Annotated in this window: 22 protein-coding genes; 10 read left to right on the top strand and 12 right to left on the bottom strand. The window is 62.8% G+C overall.

What is annotated here, in order from left to right:
• Positions 1-87: 87 nt before the first annotated feature.
• From ACEN2M_RS15660 to ACEN2M_RS15650, 3 genes are all read right to left on the bottom strand, one after another.
• Positions 88-702 carry a CueP family metal-binding protein gene (locus ACEN2M_RS15660; RefSeq protein WP_441649074.1) on the bottom strand — a complete coding sequence of 205 codons (615 nt, stop codon included), beginning with the start codon at positions 700-702 and terminating at the stop codon, positions 88-90.
• A gap of 301 nt (positions 703-1,003) precedes the next feature.
• Positions 1,004-1,567 carry a sugar O-acetyltransferase gene (locus tag ACEN2M_RS15655; protein WP_441649073.1) on the bottom strand — a complete coding sequence of 188 codons (564 nt, stop codon included), beginning with the start codon at positions 1,565-1,567 and terminating at the stop codon, positions 1,004-1,006.
• Positions 1,568-1,601: 34 nt separating this feature from the next.
• Positions 1,602-2,627, bottom strand: coding sequence for a zinc-dependent alcohol dehydrogenase family protein (locus tag ACEN2M_RS15650; protein WP_441649072.1), 1,026 nt, complete (start codon positions 2,625-2,627; stop codon positions 1,602-1,604).
• 127 nt (positions 2,628-2,754) lie between these two features.
• Here ACEN2M_RS15650 and ACEN2M_RS15645 point away from each other — a divergent pair, with 127 nt between their 5' ends.
• Complete coding sequence (locus ACEN2M_RS15645) at positions 2,755-3,657, top strand: helix-turn-helix transcriptional regulator (RefSeq protein ID WP_441649071.1); 903 nt, start codon at positions 2,755-2,757, stop codon at positions 3,655-3,657.
• Here ACEN2M_RS15645 and ACEN2M_RS15640 read toward each other — a convergent pair.
• Together ACEN2M_RS15640 and ACEN2M_RS15635 are read right to left on the bottom strand one after the other, a co-directional pair.
• The gene (locus ACEN2M_RS15640; protein WP_441649070.1) at positions 3,597-4,232 is read right to left on the bottom strand and encodes a dihydrofolate reductase family protein; all 636 of its coding nucleotides are present in this window, start codon (positions 4,230-4,232) and stop codon (positions 3,597-3,599) included. The two genes, ACEN2M_RS15645 and ACEN2M_RS15640, sit on opposite strands and share 61 nt — an antisense overlap.
• A 72-nt stretch (positions 4,233-4,304) precedes the next feature.
• Entirely contained in the window at positions 4,305-4,964 is a 660-nt protein-coding gene (locus tag ACEN2M_RS15635) for a YigZ family protein (protein ID WP_441649069.1), read from the bottom strand.
• Between the two features lie 72 nt (positions 4,965-5,036).
• On the opposite strand from ACEN2M_RS15635, the gene ACEN2M_RS15630 reads away from it, so the two are divergent.
• Both ACEN2M_RS15630 and ACEN2M_RS15625 read left to right on the top strand, forming a co-directional pair.
• Positions 5,037-6,110 (top strand): DNA polymerase IV, encoded by a 1,074-nt coding sequence (locus ACEN2M_RS15630; protein WP_441649068.1) that lies wholly within the window; start codon positions 5,037-5,039, stop codon positions 6,108-6,110.
• 130 nt (positions 6,111-6,240) lie between these two features.
• Entirely contained in the window at positions 6,241-7,407 is a 1,167-nt protein-coding gene (locus tag ACEN2M_RS15625) for a hypothetical protein (protein WP_441649067.1), read from the top strand.
• 177 nt (positions 7,408-7,584) lie between these two features.
• On the opposite strand, the gene ACEN2M_RS15620 is transcribed toward ACEN2M_RS15625, so the two are convergent.
• Complete coding sequence (locus ACEN2M_RS15620; protein ID WP_441649066.1) at positions 7,585-8,133, bottom strand: hypothetical protein; 549 nt, start codon at positions 8,131-8,133, stop codon at positions 7,585-7,587.
• 419 nt (positions 8,134-8,552) lie between these two features.
• On the opposite strand from ACEN2M_RS15620, the gene ACEN2M_RS15615 reads away from it, so the two are divergent.
• Positions 8,553-9,833 (top strand): LCP family protein, encoded by a 1,281-nt coding sequence (locus tag ACEN2M_RS15615; RefSeq protein WP_441649065.1) that lies wholly within the window; start codon positions 8,553-8,555, stop codon positions 9,831-9,833.
• A gap of 48 nt (positions 9,834-9,881) precedes the next feature.
• Here ACEN2M_RS15615 and ACEN2M_RS15610 read toward each other — a convergent pair whose 3' ends face one another.
• A complete protein-coding gene (locus ACEN2M_RS15610) occupies positions 9,882-10,364 on the bottom strand; it encodes a hypothetical protein (protein ID WP_441649064.1) in 483 nt (160 codons plus the stop codon).
• A gap of 219 nt (positions 10,365-10,583) precedes the next feature.
• Here ACEN2M_RS15610 and ACEN2M_RS15605 point away from each other — a divergent pair, with 219 nt between their 5' ends.
• The 3 genes from ACEN2M_RS15605 (at position 10,584) to ACEN2M_RS15595 (ending at position 13,560) form a co-directional block, all read left to right on the top strand.
• Positions 10,584-11,690 (top strand): hypothetical protein, encoded by a 1,107-nt coding sequence (locus ACEN2M_RS15605; RefSeq protein ID WP_441649063.1) that lies wholly within the window; start codon positions 10,584-10,586, stop codon positions 11,688-11,690.
• A gap of 69 nt (positions 11,691-11,759) precedes the next feature.
• Positions 11,760-13,004, top strand: coding sequence for an LCP family protein (locus ACEN2M_RS15600; protein ID WP_441649062.1), 1,245 nt, complete (start codon positions 11,760-11,762; stop codon positions 13,002-13,004).
• A gap of 154 nt (positions 13,005-13,158) precedes the next feature.
• Complete coding sequence (locus ACEN2M_RS15595) at positions 13,159-13,560, top strand: hypothetical protein (protein ID WP_441649061.1); 402 nt, start codon at positions 13,159-13,161, stop codon at positions 13,558-13,560.
• A gap of 112 nt (positions 13,561-13,672) precedes the next feature.
• Here ACEN2M_RS15595 and ACEN2M_RS15590 read toward each other — a convergent pair whose 3' ends face one another.
• From ACEN2M_RS15590 to ACEN2M_RS15575, 4 genes are all read right to left on the bottom strand, one after another.
• Positions 13,673-14,083 (bottom strand): hypothetical protein, encoded by a 411-nt coding sequence (locus ACEN2M_RS15590; protein WP_441649060.1) that lies wholly within the window; start codon positions 14,081-14,083, stop codon positions 13,673-13,675.
• A complete protein-coding gene (locus tag ACEN2M_RS15585; RefSeq protein ID WP_134432148.1) occupies positions 14,070-14,264 on the bottom strand; it encodes a helix-turn-helix transcriptional regulator in 195 nt (64 codons plus the stop codon). The genes ACEN2M_RS15590 and ACEN2M_RS15585 overlap by 14 nt, the downstream gene beginning before the upstream one ends.
• A gap of 297 nt (positions 14,265-14,561) precedes the next feature.
• Complete coding sequence (locus tag ACEN2M_RS15580; protein WP_441649059.1) at positions 14,562-14,771, bottom strand: hypothetical protein; 210 nt, start codon at positions 14,769-14,771, stop codon at positions 14,562-14,564.
• Between the two features lie 262 nt (positions 14,772-15,033).
• Positions 15,034-15,561: a zeta toxin family protein gene (locus tag ACEN2M_RS15575; protein WP_441649058.1), complete on the bottom strand. Its 528-nt coding sequence runs from the start codon at positions 15,559-15,561 to the stop codon at positions 15,034-15,036.
• A 416-nt stretch (positions 15,562-15,977) separates the two neighbouring features.
• Between ACEN2M_RS15575 and ACEN2M_RS15570 the strand changes: the two genes are divergently transcribed.
• Positions 15,978-16,367: a hypothetical protein gene (locus ACEN2M_RS15570; protein ID WP_441649057.1), complete on the top strand. Its 390-nt coding sequence runs from the start codon at positions 15,978-15,980 to the stop codon at positions 16,365-16,367.
• Positions 16,368-16,707: 340 nt separating this feature from the next.
• Entirely contained in the window at positions 16,708-16,914 is a 207-nt protein-coding gene (locus ACEN2M_RS15565) for a hypothetical protein (protein ID WP_441649056.1), read from the top strand.
• Between the two features lie 174 nt (positions 16,915-17,088).
• On the opposite strand, the gene ACEN2M_RS15560 is transcribed toward ACEN2M_RS15565, so the two are convergent.
• Positions 17,089-17,490 (bottom strand): NUDIX domain-containing protein, encoded by a 402-nt coding sequence (locus tag ACEN2M_RS15560; RefSeq protein WP_441649055.1) that lies wholly within the window; start codon positions 17,488-17,490, stop codon positions 17,089-17,091.
• A 541-nt stretch (positions 17,491-18,031) separates the two neighbouring features.
• Here ACEN2M_RS15560 and ACEN2M_RS15555 point away from each other — a divergent pair.
• Positions 18,032-18,268, top strand: coding sequence for a hypothetical protein (locus ACEN2M_RS15555; RefSeq protein ID WP_441649054.1), 237 nt, complete (start codon positions 18,032-18,034; stop codon positions 18,266-18,268).
• Positions 18,269-18,587 lie beyond the last annotated feature (319 nt).

Genomic DNA, 18,587 nt, shown 5'->3' with positions numbered 1-18,587 from the left:
AAAACTCAGTCGCGATCCGGTACTTCCAGTCTGGTGCGCGGGGTGCGGCGAGAGCAACTTTGCGCCCTCGTTTTGCTCCCCGGTCGGTCAACTGAGCTGCACCGTGGTGACACAGGTGGGGTCGTCCGTGCCGGTGCCGATGGGCACCTCGGCGGTGTTCTCGCCGTCGTCGATACGCATGGTGAGGTCGCGTCCGGCCGGAAGCCACACGTCGAAGAAGCCGTTCTCGAAGGTGGTGACGGTGTCGTCGAGAAACACCTCACCGTTTGTGTCGTCGGTGATCGTCACCTGGAGCTCTTCGCCGCCGAGCTCGCCGACACACGTCGTGAGGGAGTGGAAGAAGCAGTCGTGAGTGTCGACCAGGTACGGTGCCACAGAGAGATGGAAGTCGTCGGTCGGAAGCGGAAGGCTCACCTCGTCGTCTCCGGCGGAGAGCAGGAGCTCGTCAACACGGACTGAGGCCATCAACCCGTCCGGGCGCTCCGCGAGCGGCAGTGCCTGGAGCTGCTCGATGAGGCCGTGCACGTCAGCGGGCGCCGGGACGTCGAACTCGGCGAGCATCGCCTCGGCATCCGCCCCGATGCCGGGTGAAGCGCTCGCAGCGGTTGGCGCGGAGTCGGTCGCACCCACTCCGGCACAGGCGGTGAGGGAGACAAGCAGGACCAGCGCGCCGAGGCTCGCCGCACATCGTGAACGGAGCATGTCTCCAGCGTGCAGTCGTGTCGCCGACGGCTCCAGTGACCAAGGTCCCGGGAGTTGGGATGCTCAGCCTTCTCACAACTCAGCCTTCACCGCTCAGGTCTTGTCGAACCACTCGTGGAGAACCGATGGTTCGGCGGATCCCAGCAACGAGAGCCTGATTCCTTCGAGCCGGAACCCGTTCTCACCCGAGGGTGCGTCGGATCCGAACAATACGACAGTGCCGGTGAGTTCCCCGTGGACAATGGCGTTCTCGGGGCCGTCGACTCGGTCGAAGTGCGCTCAGCTTACAAAACACGGCCGGTCAGAGGGTACGCAGCACTCGCGCCGGTGAGCCTGCGACGACCGTGTCGGCCGGCACATCTTTGGTGACAACGGAGGCTGCGGCAATCACGGCGTTGTCCCCAACGGTGACACCCGGCAGCACTATCGCGTTCGACCCGATCCACACGTTCCGACCGATGACGATGGGCGCCGGGTGCATGTCGGCTCGTCGGCTCGGGCGAAGATCGTGGTTGAGCGTTGCCAGGACCACGTTGTGCCCGACCAGGGTTCCGTCGCCGATGCTGACGCCGCCCTGGTCTTGGAACTTGCAGCCCGAATTGATGAATATCCCGGTGCCCAGGGTGATGTTCTTTCCGAAGTCGGAGGAGAACGGCGGGAACAGCGTCACCGACTCGTCGACCGTGGTGCCGGTGAGCTCCGACAACAGTTGCCGCAGCCGCTGCGGGGTCTGATATCCGCTGTTCATCTCGGCCGAGATCCTCAGCGCCTCTTGGCTGGTGTCGTGCATCACGCTGTGGAGGGGCGAGCCGCCTTCGATGGTGGTGCCGGCGTTCAGGGCTGCGAGCAAATCGTTGAGGTCCATGGGGAGTTCCTTCCAATCGGTGAGGCGGGCGTCTCTAGAAGGTGAGGAGCACCTTGGTGGCGCGGCGTTCGTGCATGGCCTTGTAGCCTTCGGCGGCGTCTTCGACCGGGAGGGTGAGGTCGAAGACCTTACCGGGGTTGATCGTGCGCGCCCAGATGAGATCGATGAGCTCAGGGAGGTATTGGCGAACCGGGGCGGGTCCACCGTGCAGGTGCACGCTGGTGAAGAACAGGTCCAGGCCGTCGAGGTTCACACCGTGCGAGACACCGACATAGCCCACGTATCCGCCCGGGCGGGTGGCGTTGATGGCTTGCCACATCGACTCCTGGGTCCCGACGGCCTCCACGGTGCCGTGTGCCCCATATCCGCCGGTGAGCTCCTTCAGCTTCGCCGCGCCTTCATCACCGCGTTCTTCGATGATGTCCGTCGCACCGAACTCGCGCGCCAACGCCTGGCGGTCGGGGTGGCGGCTGAACATGATGATCCGTTCCGCGCCGAGCTGCTTGGCGGCGAGCACCGCCGACAGGCCAACGGCACCGTCACCGACGACCGCGATGGTCTTGCCCGGCGCGGCTTCGGCGGCGACGGCGCCGTACCAGCCGGTGCCGAGCACGTCGGAGGCGGCCATCAGCGACGGGAGCAGATCAGCATCGGGCTGCCCGGGGGTGGCCACGAGGGTACCGTCGGCGAGCGGGATGCGCGCGAGTTCTGCCTGGGTGCCGATGGCGCCCATCATCACGTTGTGGATGCAGCGGGACTGGTATCCGGCCTGGCAGATCTCACAGGTGTTGTCGGAGGCCACGAAGGACCCGACGACAAAATCACCGACCACCACGTTCTTCACATCCGCGCCGATCTGCTCGACGATGCCCACGTATTCGTGACCCATCGGCTGGGGCGTCGTGAAGAGGGGCTCGGCGCCACGGTACGGCCACAGGTCGGAGCCGCAAATGCACGTTGCGGACAGGCGGATGATCGCATCCGTCGGTTCGATGATCACCGGTGCGTCTCGCTCCTCGACCCGCACATCGCCGGGTCCGTACATCATTACTCCACGCATCTGGCGCTCCTTCGTCTACTTGGTGTTGATCCAGTAAAGGCCTCCGATCGCGCACGGGGGAGTCCCTGCCGAGAGGTGTACCAGCAGGGAACCCCAGAGCGGAGCCGCGGGACGTATTCTCGTCGGCATGGACAATCAATCCGAGGTGCGCGAGTTTCTGATGTCGAGGCGGTCGAGGCTCACCCCAGAGCAGGCCGGACTCTCGGCTGGCCCCAACCGGCGGGTGGCGGGGCTCCGGCGCACCGAGGTCGCGACCCTTGCCGGCGTCAGCGTCGAGTACTACGCCAAGCTCGAGCGCGGCAATATCGGGGGAGCATCCTCGTCAGTGCTCGAGGCCGTCGCCCGTGCATTGCAGCTCGACGACACCGAGCGGTCGCACCTGTTCGACCTGGCTCGTGCGGCGGATGGCATTCCGCACTCAGGTCGGCCCCGGGGCCGCGCCAGCAAATCCGCGGCGAGCCGGCCGAGCCTGCAGTGGATGTTGTCGACGATCACCGGCGGCATCGCCATAGTCTGCAACCAGCATCAGGATGTCGTGGCCACGAACGAACTGGGCCGCGCCTTCTACTCCCCGATCATCGGTGACGGCGGACGCACCCCGAACCTTGCTCGATTCCAGTTTCTCGATCCCGCCTCCCGCGACTTCTATCCCGACTGGGATCTGTTCGCGCAAATGTGTGTGGCGATCATGCGCACCAGAGCCGGCCGTGATCCCGGCAACAAGCAGTTGCAGGATCTCGTCGGTGAGCTGTCGACCCGCAGCGACACCTTCCGCACCCTGTGGGGAGCCCACAACGTGCGCACGCACGGCGCAGGCACGAAGCGATTCAACCACCCAGTTGTCGGCGAACTGACCCTCGCGTTCGAGGAGCTGACCATCACCGCAGACCCCGGCCTGGTTCTCATGGTCTACTCGGCCGAGCCTGGATCTGCCAGCGCCGAACGCCTGCAACTGCTCGCGAGCTGGGCTCAGACGGCGTCCGCACTGGTCATGTCGCCCGTCGCCGGAACCGACCCGGTGAAACCGTAGCGCAGCAGAACAGCGCCCTTCTCTGACGCCGGCTCCGCGCCGAGCGGCTCGAGGGCGGCGGGCGGCCCGTCGTCGGGGAAGAGCCGTTTGCCGGCTCCGAGCACGATCGGGTACACCCACAGATTGAGTTGATCGAACAATCCCTCGGCCACGAGAGTGCGAGCGAAGTCGATGCTGCCGATCACATGGATCTCCCGGTGCCGGTCGCGGAGCGCGGCGATCTCCGCGGCCAGGTCGCTGCCGAGCAGGTGCGAGTCCCGCCAGGTCAACTCCGGCGTACCCCGGGAGGCGACGTACTTGGGGATGGCATCGAACTTGCGGGCGATGCCCTCCTCTGGTCCGTCGAGCTGATGCGGCCAATAGCCGGCGAAGATGTCGTAGGTGCGCCGTCCCAGGAGCAGGGCGTCCATGGCCTGGATGCCCGCGTCCACCTGGGCGCCGACGGTCGCGTCGAGCAGCGGCGCCTGCCAGCCGCCGAACGCGAAGCCGCTATCGGTGTCTTCGTCGGGGCCGCCGGGGGCCTGGGCGACGCCGTCGAGGGTCGTGAAATGGTCGATGTGGATGCGACCGGTCATGGTGCTCTCCTCTCGGTGATGTGCAGCCCACTCTAGGCCTGTGCTGCAGGCCCGTGCTGACCGCTGCCGCCGTCAGGACCGTTCGACGTCAACCCACTCGTGGCCGCCGGCTTCCAGTTGTGCGCCACCCGCCGTGACGTGGGCGACGATCGCGGTGAGCCGCTCGGCGTCGTCGTCGGCGAGGTGCAGCAGCGCGTTCTGGGCGTAGTCGGTGCCGATGACGAGCACACCGCGCTGGCGCAACTCGGCCTCGATCCGGCCGGCATCCGCATGGGCGAGCGTGAGGGTGAACAGTTCACGGCGTTCGCGTTCCACGAGCATCCCCAGGGAGCTGGCCTGGTCGATGGTGCTGAGCACGGACTCCGAGTAGGCGCGCACGAGTCCGCCTGCCCCGAGGAGTGTGCCACCGAAGTAGCGGGTGACGACGGCCAGACAATCGACGAAACCGCGCCCGGTCAGGGCCTCCAGCATCGGACGCCCGGCGGTTCCCGACGGCTCGCCGTCGTCGTTCGAGCGCCGCACCTGGTCGGGGGTGCCGGTGGGCCCGATCACGAATGCCGAGCAGTGATGGCGGGCCGCCCAGTGCTCCTTGCGGGCGTCATCGATCGCCGCTCGCGCGGCATCCTCGGATTCGATGCGCACCAGGCGGCAGAGGAATCTGGATCGTTTGACCTCGGTCTCGGCCTCAACGCGGCTGCCGACGCCGCCGCGCAGTGTGAGGTCAGCAGCCATGTGCCCAGTCTTGCGTAGTTCGCGAGTGGGCGAGCCGATGCGGGTCGAGGGCGTTTAGTGCAGACTGTCGGCGTGAGCGGAATCCGATGGGTGCTGCACGTCGATCTTGACCAGTTCATCGCGGCGGTCGAGGTGCTTCGGCGACCGGAGTTGGCCGGCCGTCCGGTGATAGTGGGCGGTCGGGGAGACCCCGCGGAACGCGCTGTGGTGTCGACAGCATCCTACGAAGCCAGGGTGTTCGGCGTGGGTTCCGGGATGCCCCTGCGGATTGCCGCCCGGAAGGTGCCCGACGCCGTGATCCTGCCGGTGGATCACGAGGCCTACCTCGCGGCATCCGACACTGTGATGGCGACCCTGCGGGCGCAGCCCGGCGCCACCGTGCAGGTTCTGGGGTGGGATGAAGCCTTTATCGGCACTGAGACGGAGGACCCGGAACGGTACGCCCGGCAGGTGCAGGCCGCTGTTCTGGAGCGGACCGAGCTGCATTGCAGTGTGGGCATCGGCGACACCCTGGTGCGAGCCAAGGTCGCCACCGGTTTTGGCAAGCCGGCCGGCGTCTTCCGCCTCACGGCCGGCAACTGGCTCGAGGTCATGGGCGGTCGCCCCACCAGGGAGCTGTGGGGCGTGGGTGCCAAGGTGTCGGGCCGGCTGGCCAAACTCGGCGTCAAGACGGTTGCCGAACTCGCCGCGACCGACCCGCAAGATCTGGTGCCGGAGTTCGGGCCCAAGATGGGGCCGTGGTACGCGGAGCTCGGCCGAGGGGACGGTGCCAGTGTTGTGGACGACACCCCCTGGGTTGCCCGCGGGCATAGCCGAGAGACCACCTTCCAGAGCGACCTGACCGACCCGGCCCAGGTGGAGGACGCCGTGCGGGAGCTGACCGAGCGCGTTCTCGAGAATGTTCAGGCCGAAGGGCGCCCCGTCATTGGCCTGACCCTCAAGATTCGCTATGCGCCGTTCGTCACCACGACCCGCGCCAGGAGGATTGCCGGCACATCCGACCGGAACGAAATCCTGGCACGCGCGCTCGAGATCGCGTCTGAAATCGAACCGGGCCGCCCGATCCGGCTCCTGGGACTGCGGGCGGAGATGGCGATGCCCGACGACGCCCGGCAGGGCCACACGCCGACCCGCGGCGGGTGGTGATGTGTTCGGTGGACTTAGGTCTCGCCCACTGAGGAAGGCCCGCTCATGCACATAGTGCACGGCCGCGTTAGGGTCGAGCTGTAGTAGCTTTCTTCGGCGACTGGGGGGAACGAAGCACTTACGGAACGCGATGATCGACGCCGACGGCAACGTCTACGGCGAGGGTCGGATCACCTTTCCACCGAGCCCCTCCAGGTTATTCCGCAGGCCGTCATTCAGGCCCCCGGAGGCAGACCTGGTCCAGGTGAAGATAGTCTCCAGCCGATCGCTCTCGTTCACATCGTCTCGAGCGATTCGCGACCCAGGCACCGGATATCTCACCCCCGACATAACAGGGCCTCGAGTATTCATCCCGCAGGGCCTCGGGTCTCTTCTGATCATGGCGTTGGCAAAGAGCTATCCGGCCAATCCGATCACCTTCGCACTCGATGCCGCCGGGCAACTGTCAACAGTGTCAGAGGCCAATCCAATCCGCCAAGGCCTTTCGGACTGGCGAGGATCGGTGACCTACGCCGAAGGCGCTTTGAGGGTTCACATATCCGCCGCGCTGCGGTCCCTGCCTCCGATCTACAGCTTCGACGAACTCGAAGACCCGTGGCCAGTGGATGACAAGGTGCCCGGTCGTGTCGACGTTGAACTCGAACTGGATCCCATCACATCCTTTGCCCGGTTCGGCGGCTACTGGAAAGCACTCTCACAAGAACGCGAGCGAGAACCGTCCTCTGTCGTGCGGACGTCCGTCGATGATATGAGACTGGAGTCGGCGCCCCTCGGTTTCCACCAAAGGATTTACGGCCTGACCAAGGACGAGCTGTATGTGGGCATTCATGAAGTCGTCGAGCAGTGGAACTCGCTGTCCCTCAGCGCCCCCAGCGCTGAGTCCCGGTTCACCAGCGGATTGATAGCTGGATACAGCCACCCCTTCCCCCGAATTACTTTCGAAGGAGTCAATCTCGACGTCGTTGTGGGCGGCATGTGGGCCACGCGAAACTTCGGCATGGCTCTGACTAGCGGGAGGATCGGCTACATCGAGTGGTCCGGCGGCAGCCCAGACGGGCCGGGGAGCACAAGCAAGCTACTCGAAGCCAGCTTGAATTTCGAGCTCACGAAGGACGGCCTCGAGTTGAGCTACTCTGCGTTACCGGAATCGTCTGGCCGCGGAGCACTGCTTGGCGAAATCACGATTCCCTGGGAAGTGCTGATTATTCGCTCACCCTTGTTTTTAAGGCACCGAGAAAAGCTGTTGGCAGGTAAGCCACAGTCGATCTGTAATAAGGGAACGGAGTGGGATTCGTAACGTCCTCATCCCGCCGGACACTTTAGGGCGGGGCTTGCATGGGGTCGATTCTTGCATGACCGTTCACGCCCGTTAGATGAGCGCTCATTTCTGCAGCGGATGTGTCTCATATCCCAGGGGTTTCGAAACCCCTACGTGACGCGACACAGCGCGTTACCGCAGGGACCGTTCAGCCTTTCATGCCTGAGGCGTAGCCTCGGCAAATTCTGACGCGAAGGGTGGCAGCAGCCCGAGCACAAAGGGATTCTGTACGTAGTAGAGCACCCCGTCTCGCCAGGCGAAACCACTGCCAATTGTCGGATCATCACCGGGCTTAGACACGTACACCCATCCTTCGACGATTTCATCGACCACCTCGTGACCGTCGGCAGCAAACTCAGACTTAGTCACCGCCCATTGATCCTCGTCCATGGCAAGTTGGCCAATGAACACGGCGCCATCGAGGATCAGGACATCGTCGATAATGCCACCGCAGGCTATTCCATCGCTGACCATTCTGTCGACCAGGGGGTCGACTGCGTCAGGCTCGCTTTCGTGGAGTTGCACTACCTCGGCGGACCTCCCGAACACGTCCTGAGCTAACTTCCCCGGCATGATTTCGTCACAGCTCGCCAATGCGGTGTTTGTGCCGGTCTCTGGTTGAGATGGAGTCACGCATGAGGAAAGACCGGTGCCTAGGACCAACACAAGAACGGCGGTGACGTAGGTCTTGGCGGGAGATCTCATAATGTTGATGGTATTGCCGCTTCGTCTTCCAGGATGAGTACCGCACACAGGAGGTGGTCGTTGGTCCGTGCGTTTCTTGTGTAGCCAACGGGCGGTGCTCCCATTAGGGCTTCGGCAGGTATGCCCCCAATACGGGAGTGATCTTGGACGGAAGCGGTCTGTCACCGGTCGGTTTCGGCATTCGTTCGATTCGTAAGGCGTAACGTGTGTGCTCGGTGCTCGGTGCTCGCGGGGTGGGGGTCCTGGGGGCGGTTCCTATCGGATTGTTCCGACAAGACCGTGACACGCCGGGGCGCCAACATCGGCCAGGTGAGATGCAAGTGAGAAGGGGACACGTGTTCTCAATTGGGGCGTCCAGCCCGATCCGCCACCCGGACTCCAGCTCTCGCCCACTCATGACGCGTCGAGCGTGGTGGCTCGTGGTCTTGAACATCCTGTTGCCGGGATCTGCTCAGGTGCTCGCTGGCAGCCGGGGCCTCGGTCGGTTCGGCCTGCGCGCTTCTCTGAGCTTCCTCGCGCTGATGGTGATGGCCGGCGTGGTGTACAGGGTCAATCCCGAGCTCGTGCTCACCGTGGCCACCAATACCATCGGCTTGTGGGCCATCGCCGTTGTGATGCTGTTCTACAGCATGCTGTGGGTAGTCCTGACCTTCGATACCCTCCGACTGGCGCGTTTGGTGAGAGTCCGCCCGAAGGCTCGGGCCTACGTTGCCGGGCTGGCGACGATCGTCATGATCGTCGTGGCCGGCTCGTCCGGGTACGGCGCCTACGTGGCCACGACGGCCAGCGGGGTCCTCTCGACGATGTTCATCACCGCGCCGTCTGAGCCGCCCGCCGACGGGCGCTACAACATCCTGGTCATGGGCGGGGACTCCGGTTCCGATCGAGCGGGTATGCGCCCGGACAGCATGTCGGTGGTCAGCATCGACGCCGACACCGGACAAGCCGTCATTATCGGACTGCCTCGAGACCTCAACCTGATCCCCTTCCCTGAGGACTCGCCCCTGCACGAGGCATACCCGGACGGCTACGGGTACGAGGACTACTGTGACGTGGACGCCTGCATGCTCAACTCGATTTACACCGAGGTGGATCAGAAGAGCCCGGAAATGTATCCCGACGCTGAGGCTTTGGGAAGCGAACCCGGCATCGAGGGCATGCGCGACGCCGCCCGCGGTATCACCGGTCTCACGATTCAGTACTACGCGCTGATCGACATGCAAGGATTCTCTGACCTCATCGACGCGCTCGGCGGTGTGGACATCAACGTCGCCGAGCGGCTGCCGATCGGTGGCCGAAATGAAGATCTCAGCGATGTCGAAGGCTGGGTCGAGGCGGGCCAGCAGCACATGAATGGGTGGACAGCACTTTGGTACGGCAGGTCACGCCACACCACCAGCGACTACGACCGGATGGCCCGCCAGCGCGTCTTGCAGCAGGCGATCCTCACGCAGTTCACGCCGGCGAACGTGCTCACCAAATTCCAGGGGATCGCCGCGGCCGGCCAGCAAGTGGTCAAGACCGACATCCCGCAAGGTGCGTTGGGCTATTTCACCAACCTGGCCGGCAAGACGAAGGCGCTCCCGATGGCCACCGTTGAGCTCGTGCCGGACAACGGTGTCGACCCGACTGACCCGGACTACGACTACATTCGTGGCCTGATCGCTGCTGCACTGGCGCCGCCGCCGGCAGCGGGGTAAGCCCGCAGTTCGAGGGTCGTCAAACGCTGCAGAGCGCGCCGGCCATGCTCAGGCCTGGTCCGTCCTTGACAGTATTTCCAGGACGTAGTCGGGGTCCGTCTCTCTCGAGCCAACGCCGAAGCCGAGCCAGTCGGGCTCACCCATGGTCCCGCCGACCCTGCAGAAAAGGGCGATGTCCCGCCCGTCGCTTCCTTCGGCCCGGTTCTCGTTGGTGGCTTCGATGTAGATGCCGATTGCGCCGTCCTCGCGCAGCAACGAGACGGCACTGTCAAACGGGGCCCACGAGATTCCAGAGAGCGAAGCCGGGGAGGCTTGTGACAGGGTCTGAGCCTTGCACAGAGCGTATGCATCGATTGGTTCGAGGGGGGTGTCTGCGCCGCGCGCTGCCGCCGATGGAGACGTGGTGGCCTCGGTTACGGGGGGAGTCTCGCCGCTTTCCGTCTGCTGATCCATTGGCGCCGAGGGGGTGCACCCCGTCAGGGCGAGGGACGCGAGGACTGCCAGTGTGGGCAGGATGACTGTGCATTTCATGGCTCAAGTATGTGGCGTTGAGCGCGACTGGGCACTCCCGTCCAGACGGCTTTGCCCGGGTAAGTTGTCGGGGTGAGCCCAGTTTTGGGGGTGCTAAATTCTCCATGCGGCCCTTGGCTGTGTCCCAGCCAGTGAGACACCCGCTGTCGACACCGTTTCAGCGGACGGTGCCTCATTCCTCGTGCTCACGTCCACTCAGCGCGCCGTTAGTGTCGGGTTATGCGAACTCTGCGCTTTGCTGCCTCCGCCGTCCTCGTTGTGCTGACCGCCCCGCTGGCTTCGTGTGCGGCCGGGTCGCCGGCAAGTGCCCCTGCCTCCCCGACGGTCACGGCCGAATCTATTGACACAACAACGCCGCTCACGTGCGCGGATCTGTTGTCACCAGACGCCGTGGCCCTGGCGCTCACGGGCACCGATGGTGTGGCGCCCGAGCTAGTGGAGGCTGTACAGCCGTCCTACGCCGTCGAGCACGCCTTGCTCACCGGAGCTGGCGGACTCGCCTGCTCCTGGCGTGCGGGAACGGGACAGGTGGGCATCGGTGATGAACAGGGCGATTGGGCGTATTTGAGCGTTGAGGTGCTGCCCGACGCTGCGGCCGACTGGGTGCCACCGTATGCGGGCGATGTCCCCTCCGAGGAGCACCGAACAGTCGGCCAGGTCGACGCGACAACCAGCGCCGGTGAGTCCGGATGGCGGATATCCGCACCCGTGGGGACCGCCTGGGTCGATATGCGGGTTACCTCGTCGGGTCTCATCAGTGGTGGGAGCCGGTTCGAGGGAGCGTCGTTCGATGGCGTCCTCGATGCAATGATGCCTGCCGCAGAATCGACTTTCGCGACGATCACCGCGGCGACGGCTGACCAGGTGGGCTGGCCAGAGGGTCAGTTCCGCGAGGGCGAGGCCCGCTGCGACGGTGGCCTCGACCAAGTGGGAATTGAGAACGCGCTGCAGCTTGACGGGGCGCCGGTGGAGTACACCCTTGTCGATTCGCGTGCCAAAACCATCGACGGACTCGCCGACGCTGTGGAGGCGCGAATCGGTGTGTTCAGGTGTGAGCTGTTCGCAGAAGGATTCGGGAACACTGAAATCACCGTCATACGCGGCTTCGACCCGGTCATCGAGGAGCTGGCGACGACGCCCGACATCTCGTCAGCGTTCGAACCAATCGCTCTCGACGGAGCAGTGGAAGGCGAGACGGCGCTGCAGGCGCGTCGTGAGGACGGGCCTCGCTCGCCTGTCTATTTCACTCTCGGCCAGACCCTCTATGGTGTGGCATCCGATGGAGCGGCCACAGTTGCTGAGGCGATCATCGCCCAGACCAGATGAGAGTTGATTTCCGGAACGGGAAAGTAATCAAGACCCCGGTGCACCTGCGTCCACGAGCACACGGTCGCTGTGGCTGACAAGGGCAAACGAAGCACGCGAATTGTGGGAATCGCGCGTCACGGGCGTCTCAAGAGATCGAATCCCTACACGACCGTTCTGCGGTGGATGGCGATGGTGATGGCTGTCGCCGTCGTCAGCACGGCCTCGATGGCCGCCATTGCCGTGTCGAGCTTCAGCCAGAAGGTCGATGACAATGCCATCGACATCAGCGTCGGGCAGACCAACGCTCCCGCGCCCCAGCTCGGAAGCTACAAAAACGGATTCAGCATCCTCATAACCGGCGTCGACAACGACGCGGCCCAAGGTGCCGCCTATGGCGAGCGGGACGCCACTCTCAACGATGTGAACATTCTTGTGCACGTGTCTGCAGACCACCGTAACGCTGTCGTCGTGAGCATCCCGCGCGACCTCATCGTGCCGCACCCCGAGTGCACCGATGCCGAAACTGGGGAAACGTATTCGGCGATGTCCGCGAGCCCTATCAATGAGGCCATGGCGCGCGGCGGGCTGCCCTGCGTGGTCAAGACGGTGTCCGAGTTGACCGGACTCGACATCCCCTACGCCGGCCTCATTACGTTCAGCGGCGTTGTGCAAATGAGTGACGCCGTTGGTGGCGTTCCAATCTGTCTCAGTGCGGCCATTAACGACCCAGAGGCCGGCCTCAACCTACCCGAAGGCCCGAATACTGTTTCCGGGGAGAACGCCCTAGCCTTCCTACGCAGCCGGAAAGGCGTCGGCGACCGCAGCGACCTGGCGCGGATCTCCTCGCAACAGATGTACATGGCCTCCCTCATACGCACCGTCAAGAGCAACGGCACGCTCACCAACATCCCCACTCTGATCAACCTGGCCAACGCTGCCGCGACCAACATCCGGCTCTCGACCAACCTGGCCGACATCAACACCATGGTCTCCATGGCCCTGGCACTCAAAGACATCAACCTGGATCGCCTGCTGTTTGTGCAATACCCGGGCACGACCAGTGACCCCGACTTCCCGAACAAAGTGGTGCCGATTCAGGATGTGGCGGATGAGCTGTTCGCCAAGCTCGCAGCCGATGAGCCCTTCGTGCTCCCTTCCATCACGCCCGAAACGCCCGCTGACGAACCTGCCCCCGAAGATACGGCGGCGCCCGCGCCGGAGCCACCCAGCGAACCGGCCGCACCCGCTCCGGCCGCAACCGTTCAGGCTGTGGACGGTCTGGCCGGACAAACTGCGCAGGATGAATCCTGTGCCCAAGCTCTCACAGAGTGACGCTGCTTGCTCCGCGGCCCTGATCGCTGCTGTCCAGACCTGGGTGCATTCGACCCTGCAGCCGAGGCAAAATCCGAGCGATCCTGGCGCAACGGAGCAGGTAGGTTGAGGACATGAGCGCGCGTGGAGGCATCGTCGTGAGGAGCAGGCGCGGGTGAACGACACTGAATCTTCCCGATGTAGTGGTTCGGTCCGCGTCTTTCAGGCGCTCTGGATTGTTGGCTACCTGATTGGCACCAGCACGCACACCGTCGATCTCCTGCTGGGCGGCACAAACACGTATTCGTCCTTCCCCGATCCTCTTCGCCTGTTCTGGGTCTTGCTGACGGTTTTGGATCCGCTTGTCGTCGTCCTCATATTGCTCCGGAGACGGGTTGGCGTCGTTCTCGGTGTTGTCGTCATCGTCGTCGACGTTGGCGTGAATGCCACCGTTTACGCCACGATCGGAGGCCTTTCACTCTTTGGCGTGCTTTGTCAGACGCTGTTCGGCATCCTGATACTCGTCACGGCTCGACCACTATCCGCCTGGTTTGCCGCCGTCAATCGATCAAAATGACTCACGGAAATAGCGGGTGTCTCAAAACCGACAGATGCGAGACAGGTCTGGATACGAGACAAGTCACCCGCTGCTCATACCTCGAGGCGGCCGCCGGGCGTCGAGATGATGCCTACTTCTGCTTTCGCGTGACATAGCTGTTCGCTGCGGCCCAAGACCCGAACAGGACGACGAACTGCACGAGCGCGATGTATTCCGCGCCAAGGGCATCTGTGAATAGCGTGACGAGAGCCGTGACGACCGTCAGCACGAGGGCGACAATCCCGACGATCCCGAATGCCTGCAGGGCAAGCGATCGATCTCGCTCATCGAGGTACTTCATCGAGTTAAGCCGGTCCACGTCCGACGCTTCGTCTGGCCGGCGAAATATGCGAACGATGTTCCAGGTTGCACTGCCTGCCACCGCCAGTATGACGATCAGAAAGACCAAGTTTCCCGTCACCCAGATGAGTGCGGCGGCAGCAACTACTGCGGCAACCACGACGCCGATATTGAGAGCTAGCGCTCGGTCAGTCCTCGACATAGAAAATCTCCTCTACGGGCCGATTGAAATGGCGGGCAATGCGCACAGCAAGAGTCAGAGATGGGTCATACCGACTGGTCTCGATCGCGTTGATGGTTTGACGCGAAACCTTCAGGATGCTTGCGAGTGCAGCCTGCGAAAGCCCCGATTCGATTCGCAGTTCTTTGAGCGCACTTCTCACATGTCAAGCATACTTGTCATGCACGGAAGATGACAAGTGGGCTTGTCACATAGATGCGCTTCGCTTCCAAGCGACAGCTGGCCGCCCAGAAGTGGGACCCTCACGGCACAGAGTCAAGGTCTGTGGTGGCGTGGATGAGCTGCTCCGCAGCTCCTGTCGACCGGGCCGTCCCGGTTGCGCTTCCCGGCCAAGATTCGCGCTCAGGTGTGTTTTTCGCGAGAATCGCTCGCTACTCGACAGCCTCGAAACACTACTGTGGATTTCTAGACGGATCGGTTTGCTTCTTCACGGCGAGAGCTAGATGTCGTCTTTGTGACTCTGCGTGTGGACGGTGAGTCCGACTCCCGCAATGGCAAACATGATGCCAGCGGTCAGGATAATCCACTGGTTGCCGGCGGCTTGGAAGAGGATCACGATTCCCAGAACGATCAACGCGGAGCCCTGTACATAGGGAATATCAAAGTGTCGACGCCAGTCAGATTTTCCAGTTTTTGAGGCTTCCACCATGGTGAATTTCCTTCCTCGGTATCTGGCCAATCTACCGAACCTTGGGTCTCGAACTGAGGTACCTAAGTTAGGGGACACCCCGCCGAAGCTCACGCGCAACGAGACGCCTTGCAAACTCGCCTGCACACCTGTTGAACCGTCCGGGTCTGATGCGGGCGCGCTACCTATTTTTTGCAGCCACCGATGGCCACCCGATCAATCGTGTTCACGCGACTAGTCTCAGTAGCGAGCCAAAACGTCCTGCATAGAGCTGCAAAAAAGGTTACGAAAGCCGAGCCGTGGCGATGTCAGATGCAATCCGATTCACGGTCGCGCTTTCGGACCACGATGAATCGACCCGCACTTCGGGCACGAAAGCCAACGGCTGCCATCCGTGGTACCACTCCACCATCTGGTCGTAGCCGAAGGTTTTCGACTTCGGACGGGTCACATGCCGCCTCATGGTTTCGGCAAACGTGAGGTCATAGGCGTAGAAGAGCGTGCTCGCTGTGGTTGCACGGCTCAGCCGTTCGAGCATCGATTCGTAGCGCGCGGTGTGGAAGATTCCCTCGACGATGACAACGAGACCGTGTTCGAGGCACGTTGATGCTGCTTGCTCGATCAGCTTGATATTGAGTGCGCCGGCAAAGTCGCCCTCGCGCAATATCGTTCGGCGAAAGTTGTCTTGCTCTATCAACGCGCATTCGCCGGAAGCGAACCGCTCCTGCACTCCCCGAGCCACCGTGGACTTTCCTGACCCGGAATTTCCACGAACGACCACGAGGACAGGGTTCAGCACTGAAGAGGTCACAAATCCAACCATATCGGCCCAGCAACGCAGCTCTAGCCTCGATATGAGCGGTCAGGTGTGGCACTGCAATTGTGGCCGATCTGGTGGACTATCCACGGGTCGCAGCAGTCGTGATGGCTCCAATCCTGCCTGGAATCGCTTTGGACACGGGGTCGTATCGCCTCCGGGTAGGTCGAGAGCGCACCTTCCTGATGCCTGTCGGTATCCTCGAGTTCGTCGCTCACAATCCAGGCAACCATGGCGACGTCGGCTGGCAAGACAGCTCGGAGGACACGCATCCACGAAGCCTCGGCGCCCTTGGCCTCAACTGGTCGTCGCCGCTCCGATGTGCGTACCCGGTAGCCGGTCGTACCGGGCTCACAACCACAGCAACTCTTAGCGGGACGCGGCGTTCCCGGATTTGGTGCGAAACGGACATGGATGCCTACGCCGGTGCCATTAACTCCGTTTGGCAGTCGGCGGGGATGGCCGTCGACGAGTGCGAGACCGCTGATTATTCTGGCCTGACCAAGGGTGAGGCTGTCGCGGCTGTGGGTGGGTACTCCGGGGGCCTCGCGCTCCTCGTCCTATCCTTCGCCGTGTCCTATGCCGGCTTCCTGAGCAGCAACACCACCAGTGGCGCGGCCGTCATCATCCTCCTGATTGGTGCTGGGGTTGCATTCGTCTCTTCGTTCTTCGTCTGGGCCACCGCCCGCGGCCGGAACGCACGTTTTATGTGGGGAGCAGTATCTGCAGGCGGCGGAGCGCTCTCCTTGGCTGTCTGGCCCTTCGTCCTTCCACCTGTGGTTTCTCCCGGTCGGGGATGAGCTCCGTTCGGCCTGCTGGGGTCCCCTGATCGACGCGGGCGCCGATGGGGGCCTCGGAAAGACCCTCAACATCAGCACGACGTTGCTTCCTACGCAGATTCACTGCGACTTGGGGCCTGGACATCCGCTGTGGTCCTGACCGGATTGGAGGCAACCACATTGAGCGCTTTGTCTCGTATCGCATGGCTTATGAGGCGCGTGAGTTGCGAGACACAGGCGCAAGCTGCGGTGATCGACGCTCCCTCTCGGGGGAATCCTTCAGTCAGTAGAAACGGTGGGATCTGGTTGAACATCGGCGGCTCCTTGGCCGCGAGTTGTTGGGGCAATAGGCTCAAATCACATGACTACTCGTCGGATCGTCATCGTTCTTGCGGGCGGCGCTTTTCTGTTCGCAATTGCCACCGCCGCGGTGGCCGTACCGGTGTTTTTCGCTTCAGGCGGGGTGGACGCCTCACGAACAAACCTGGTGGTGGTGTTCGCTCTGTTCACAGTGCTACTGAGCATCGCCGCGCTCATCGTCGATCGCAGAGAGAAATCACACTTGTAGCCGAAACTCAGAGGTGACTGGACCGCTGAGGGTCAGTCGCCCCACCGGGCCACGACCGAGGGAACCTTCTCGTCAGCGTCCCATAACCCATGGGTTTTGAGCACTTAGGTTTCGAGACACGGGAGGGCCCGTCGGCATCAGCGAACAATGGTTGATCGTGGGTCACCCGAGGTGTTACGTCAGCGCGAGCTCAATTAGCGCTGGGTACTCCGCATCAGCCAAATCGAGGGATTCTGCTTCTTCCGGCGTGAACCAGCCGAACGTGTCATGTTCGTCCGGGGCGGCGTTAGTGACGGCACCGTCCCAGTCGACGACTTTCCAAATGTCTATGCGGGCCTCCAGCGTTTGGATCGTAAGGAGAGCCGGTCCGACCGGTGGAGCGATCTCAATGTCCAATTCTTCCCGCAGCTCCCGTACTAACGCTTCGCTACTGCTCTCGCCCGGCTCAAGATGTCCGCCGGGGAAGTCCCAAACGTTGGGGTACCAACGCTTTGAGGACGATCTGTGCACCAGCAGCACGCGGCCCGCCCGCGCCAGCAATCCGCAGGCCACGTGGTGCTTCAGAAGAACATCCATAATCGCGAGCCTAGAGGTGACGCAGGGATCTGGGTTCTCCTAAATCTGGACGCCCCTCGGATGCGCCTCATCCATTGGGATCCGAGACGTCTCGCCCGGTGCTCGTCGTGCCGCCAGAACAGATCGCTGCGTCTCGTATCGCATGGGATATGAGGCACATGGGTTTCGAGACATCCCAAGGACGGACACAAACAAAATCTCACCGTTGGCTTTGGTCGATAGCTCTCACGGCTATTGAAAGCGGAGGTTGCACCTCAACTCCAGTTCCATCGACGTCGTCTGCTAGTTTTCTCGCACGAGGCAACGGGGTGGGAGAGCGCTGATGATGAGGCAGCAAGGCAGAACTGGACGAATTTGGACCTCAACATGGCTCGTCCTTTTATCCCTTTTGGCAATGTCGGGTTGTACGACAGATGATGCCACCTCTCAAGTCCGATCGTTCCTTGCTACAGACGCTGGTCCTGAGGACGCCCTGCCACCGGACGCTGTAGCGGACGGGCTAGATGCGGAATCAAGCCGGCAGGTTGGAACAAAAGGGGACGTGACGTATTACGTCGCCGATTTCAAGGACCCGCGAACCGGTGCCGCTGGCGTGTGCGTTGTCCTCATCAATGAGATCGCTCAGTTCTCCAATTCCGCGTGTGGATCGGCCGTCGGCATGCGGACTACCGGCAGCGAAACCGGGGGTGCAGAGATCGTTCTGAAGGGTGATGAAACACCGGACGGGTGGGTTCGTCTAAGTGATTTCCTCATTGTGAACCCTGACGCCAAGAACTAGCCTTTTCGGGCTTCCAATGCCCCCTTCCTAAACGCCACCGTTCTCGTTAAAGGAACGGAGTGGCGTGGGAATGTGCCCCCCAGGGCGATTTCCGTGCCTCATATCCCATGGCATATGAGGCACCCACCTTAAGAGACGCTTCGTATGTATCGACTTGAGGATCGTCCCACCCCGATCAAGGGTGTTTGGATGACCTCATATGAGCCAGTGGGAACGGAGTGGGATTCGTACCGTCCTCATCCCTGTTAGCGGCCATGACAAACTGCCCATAGGCGGCCACGGAACTGCCCACTGACGGCCAATAGAACTGCCCGCTGGT

The sequence above is a fragment of the Cryobacterium sp. W22_MBD10_FK3 genome (genome assembly GCF_052113745.1).
Taxonomy (GTDB): Bacteria; Actinomycetota; Actinomycetes; order Actinomycetales; family Microbacteriaceae; genus Cryobacterium.
Note: the sequence above shows the minus strand (reverse complement) of the source record. Positions and strands in the feature narration are given on the sequence as shown.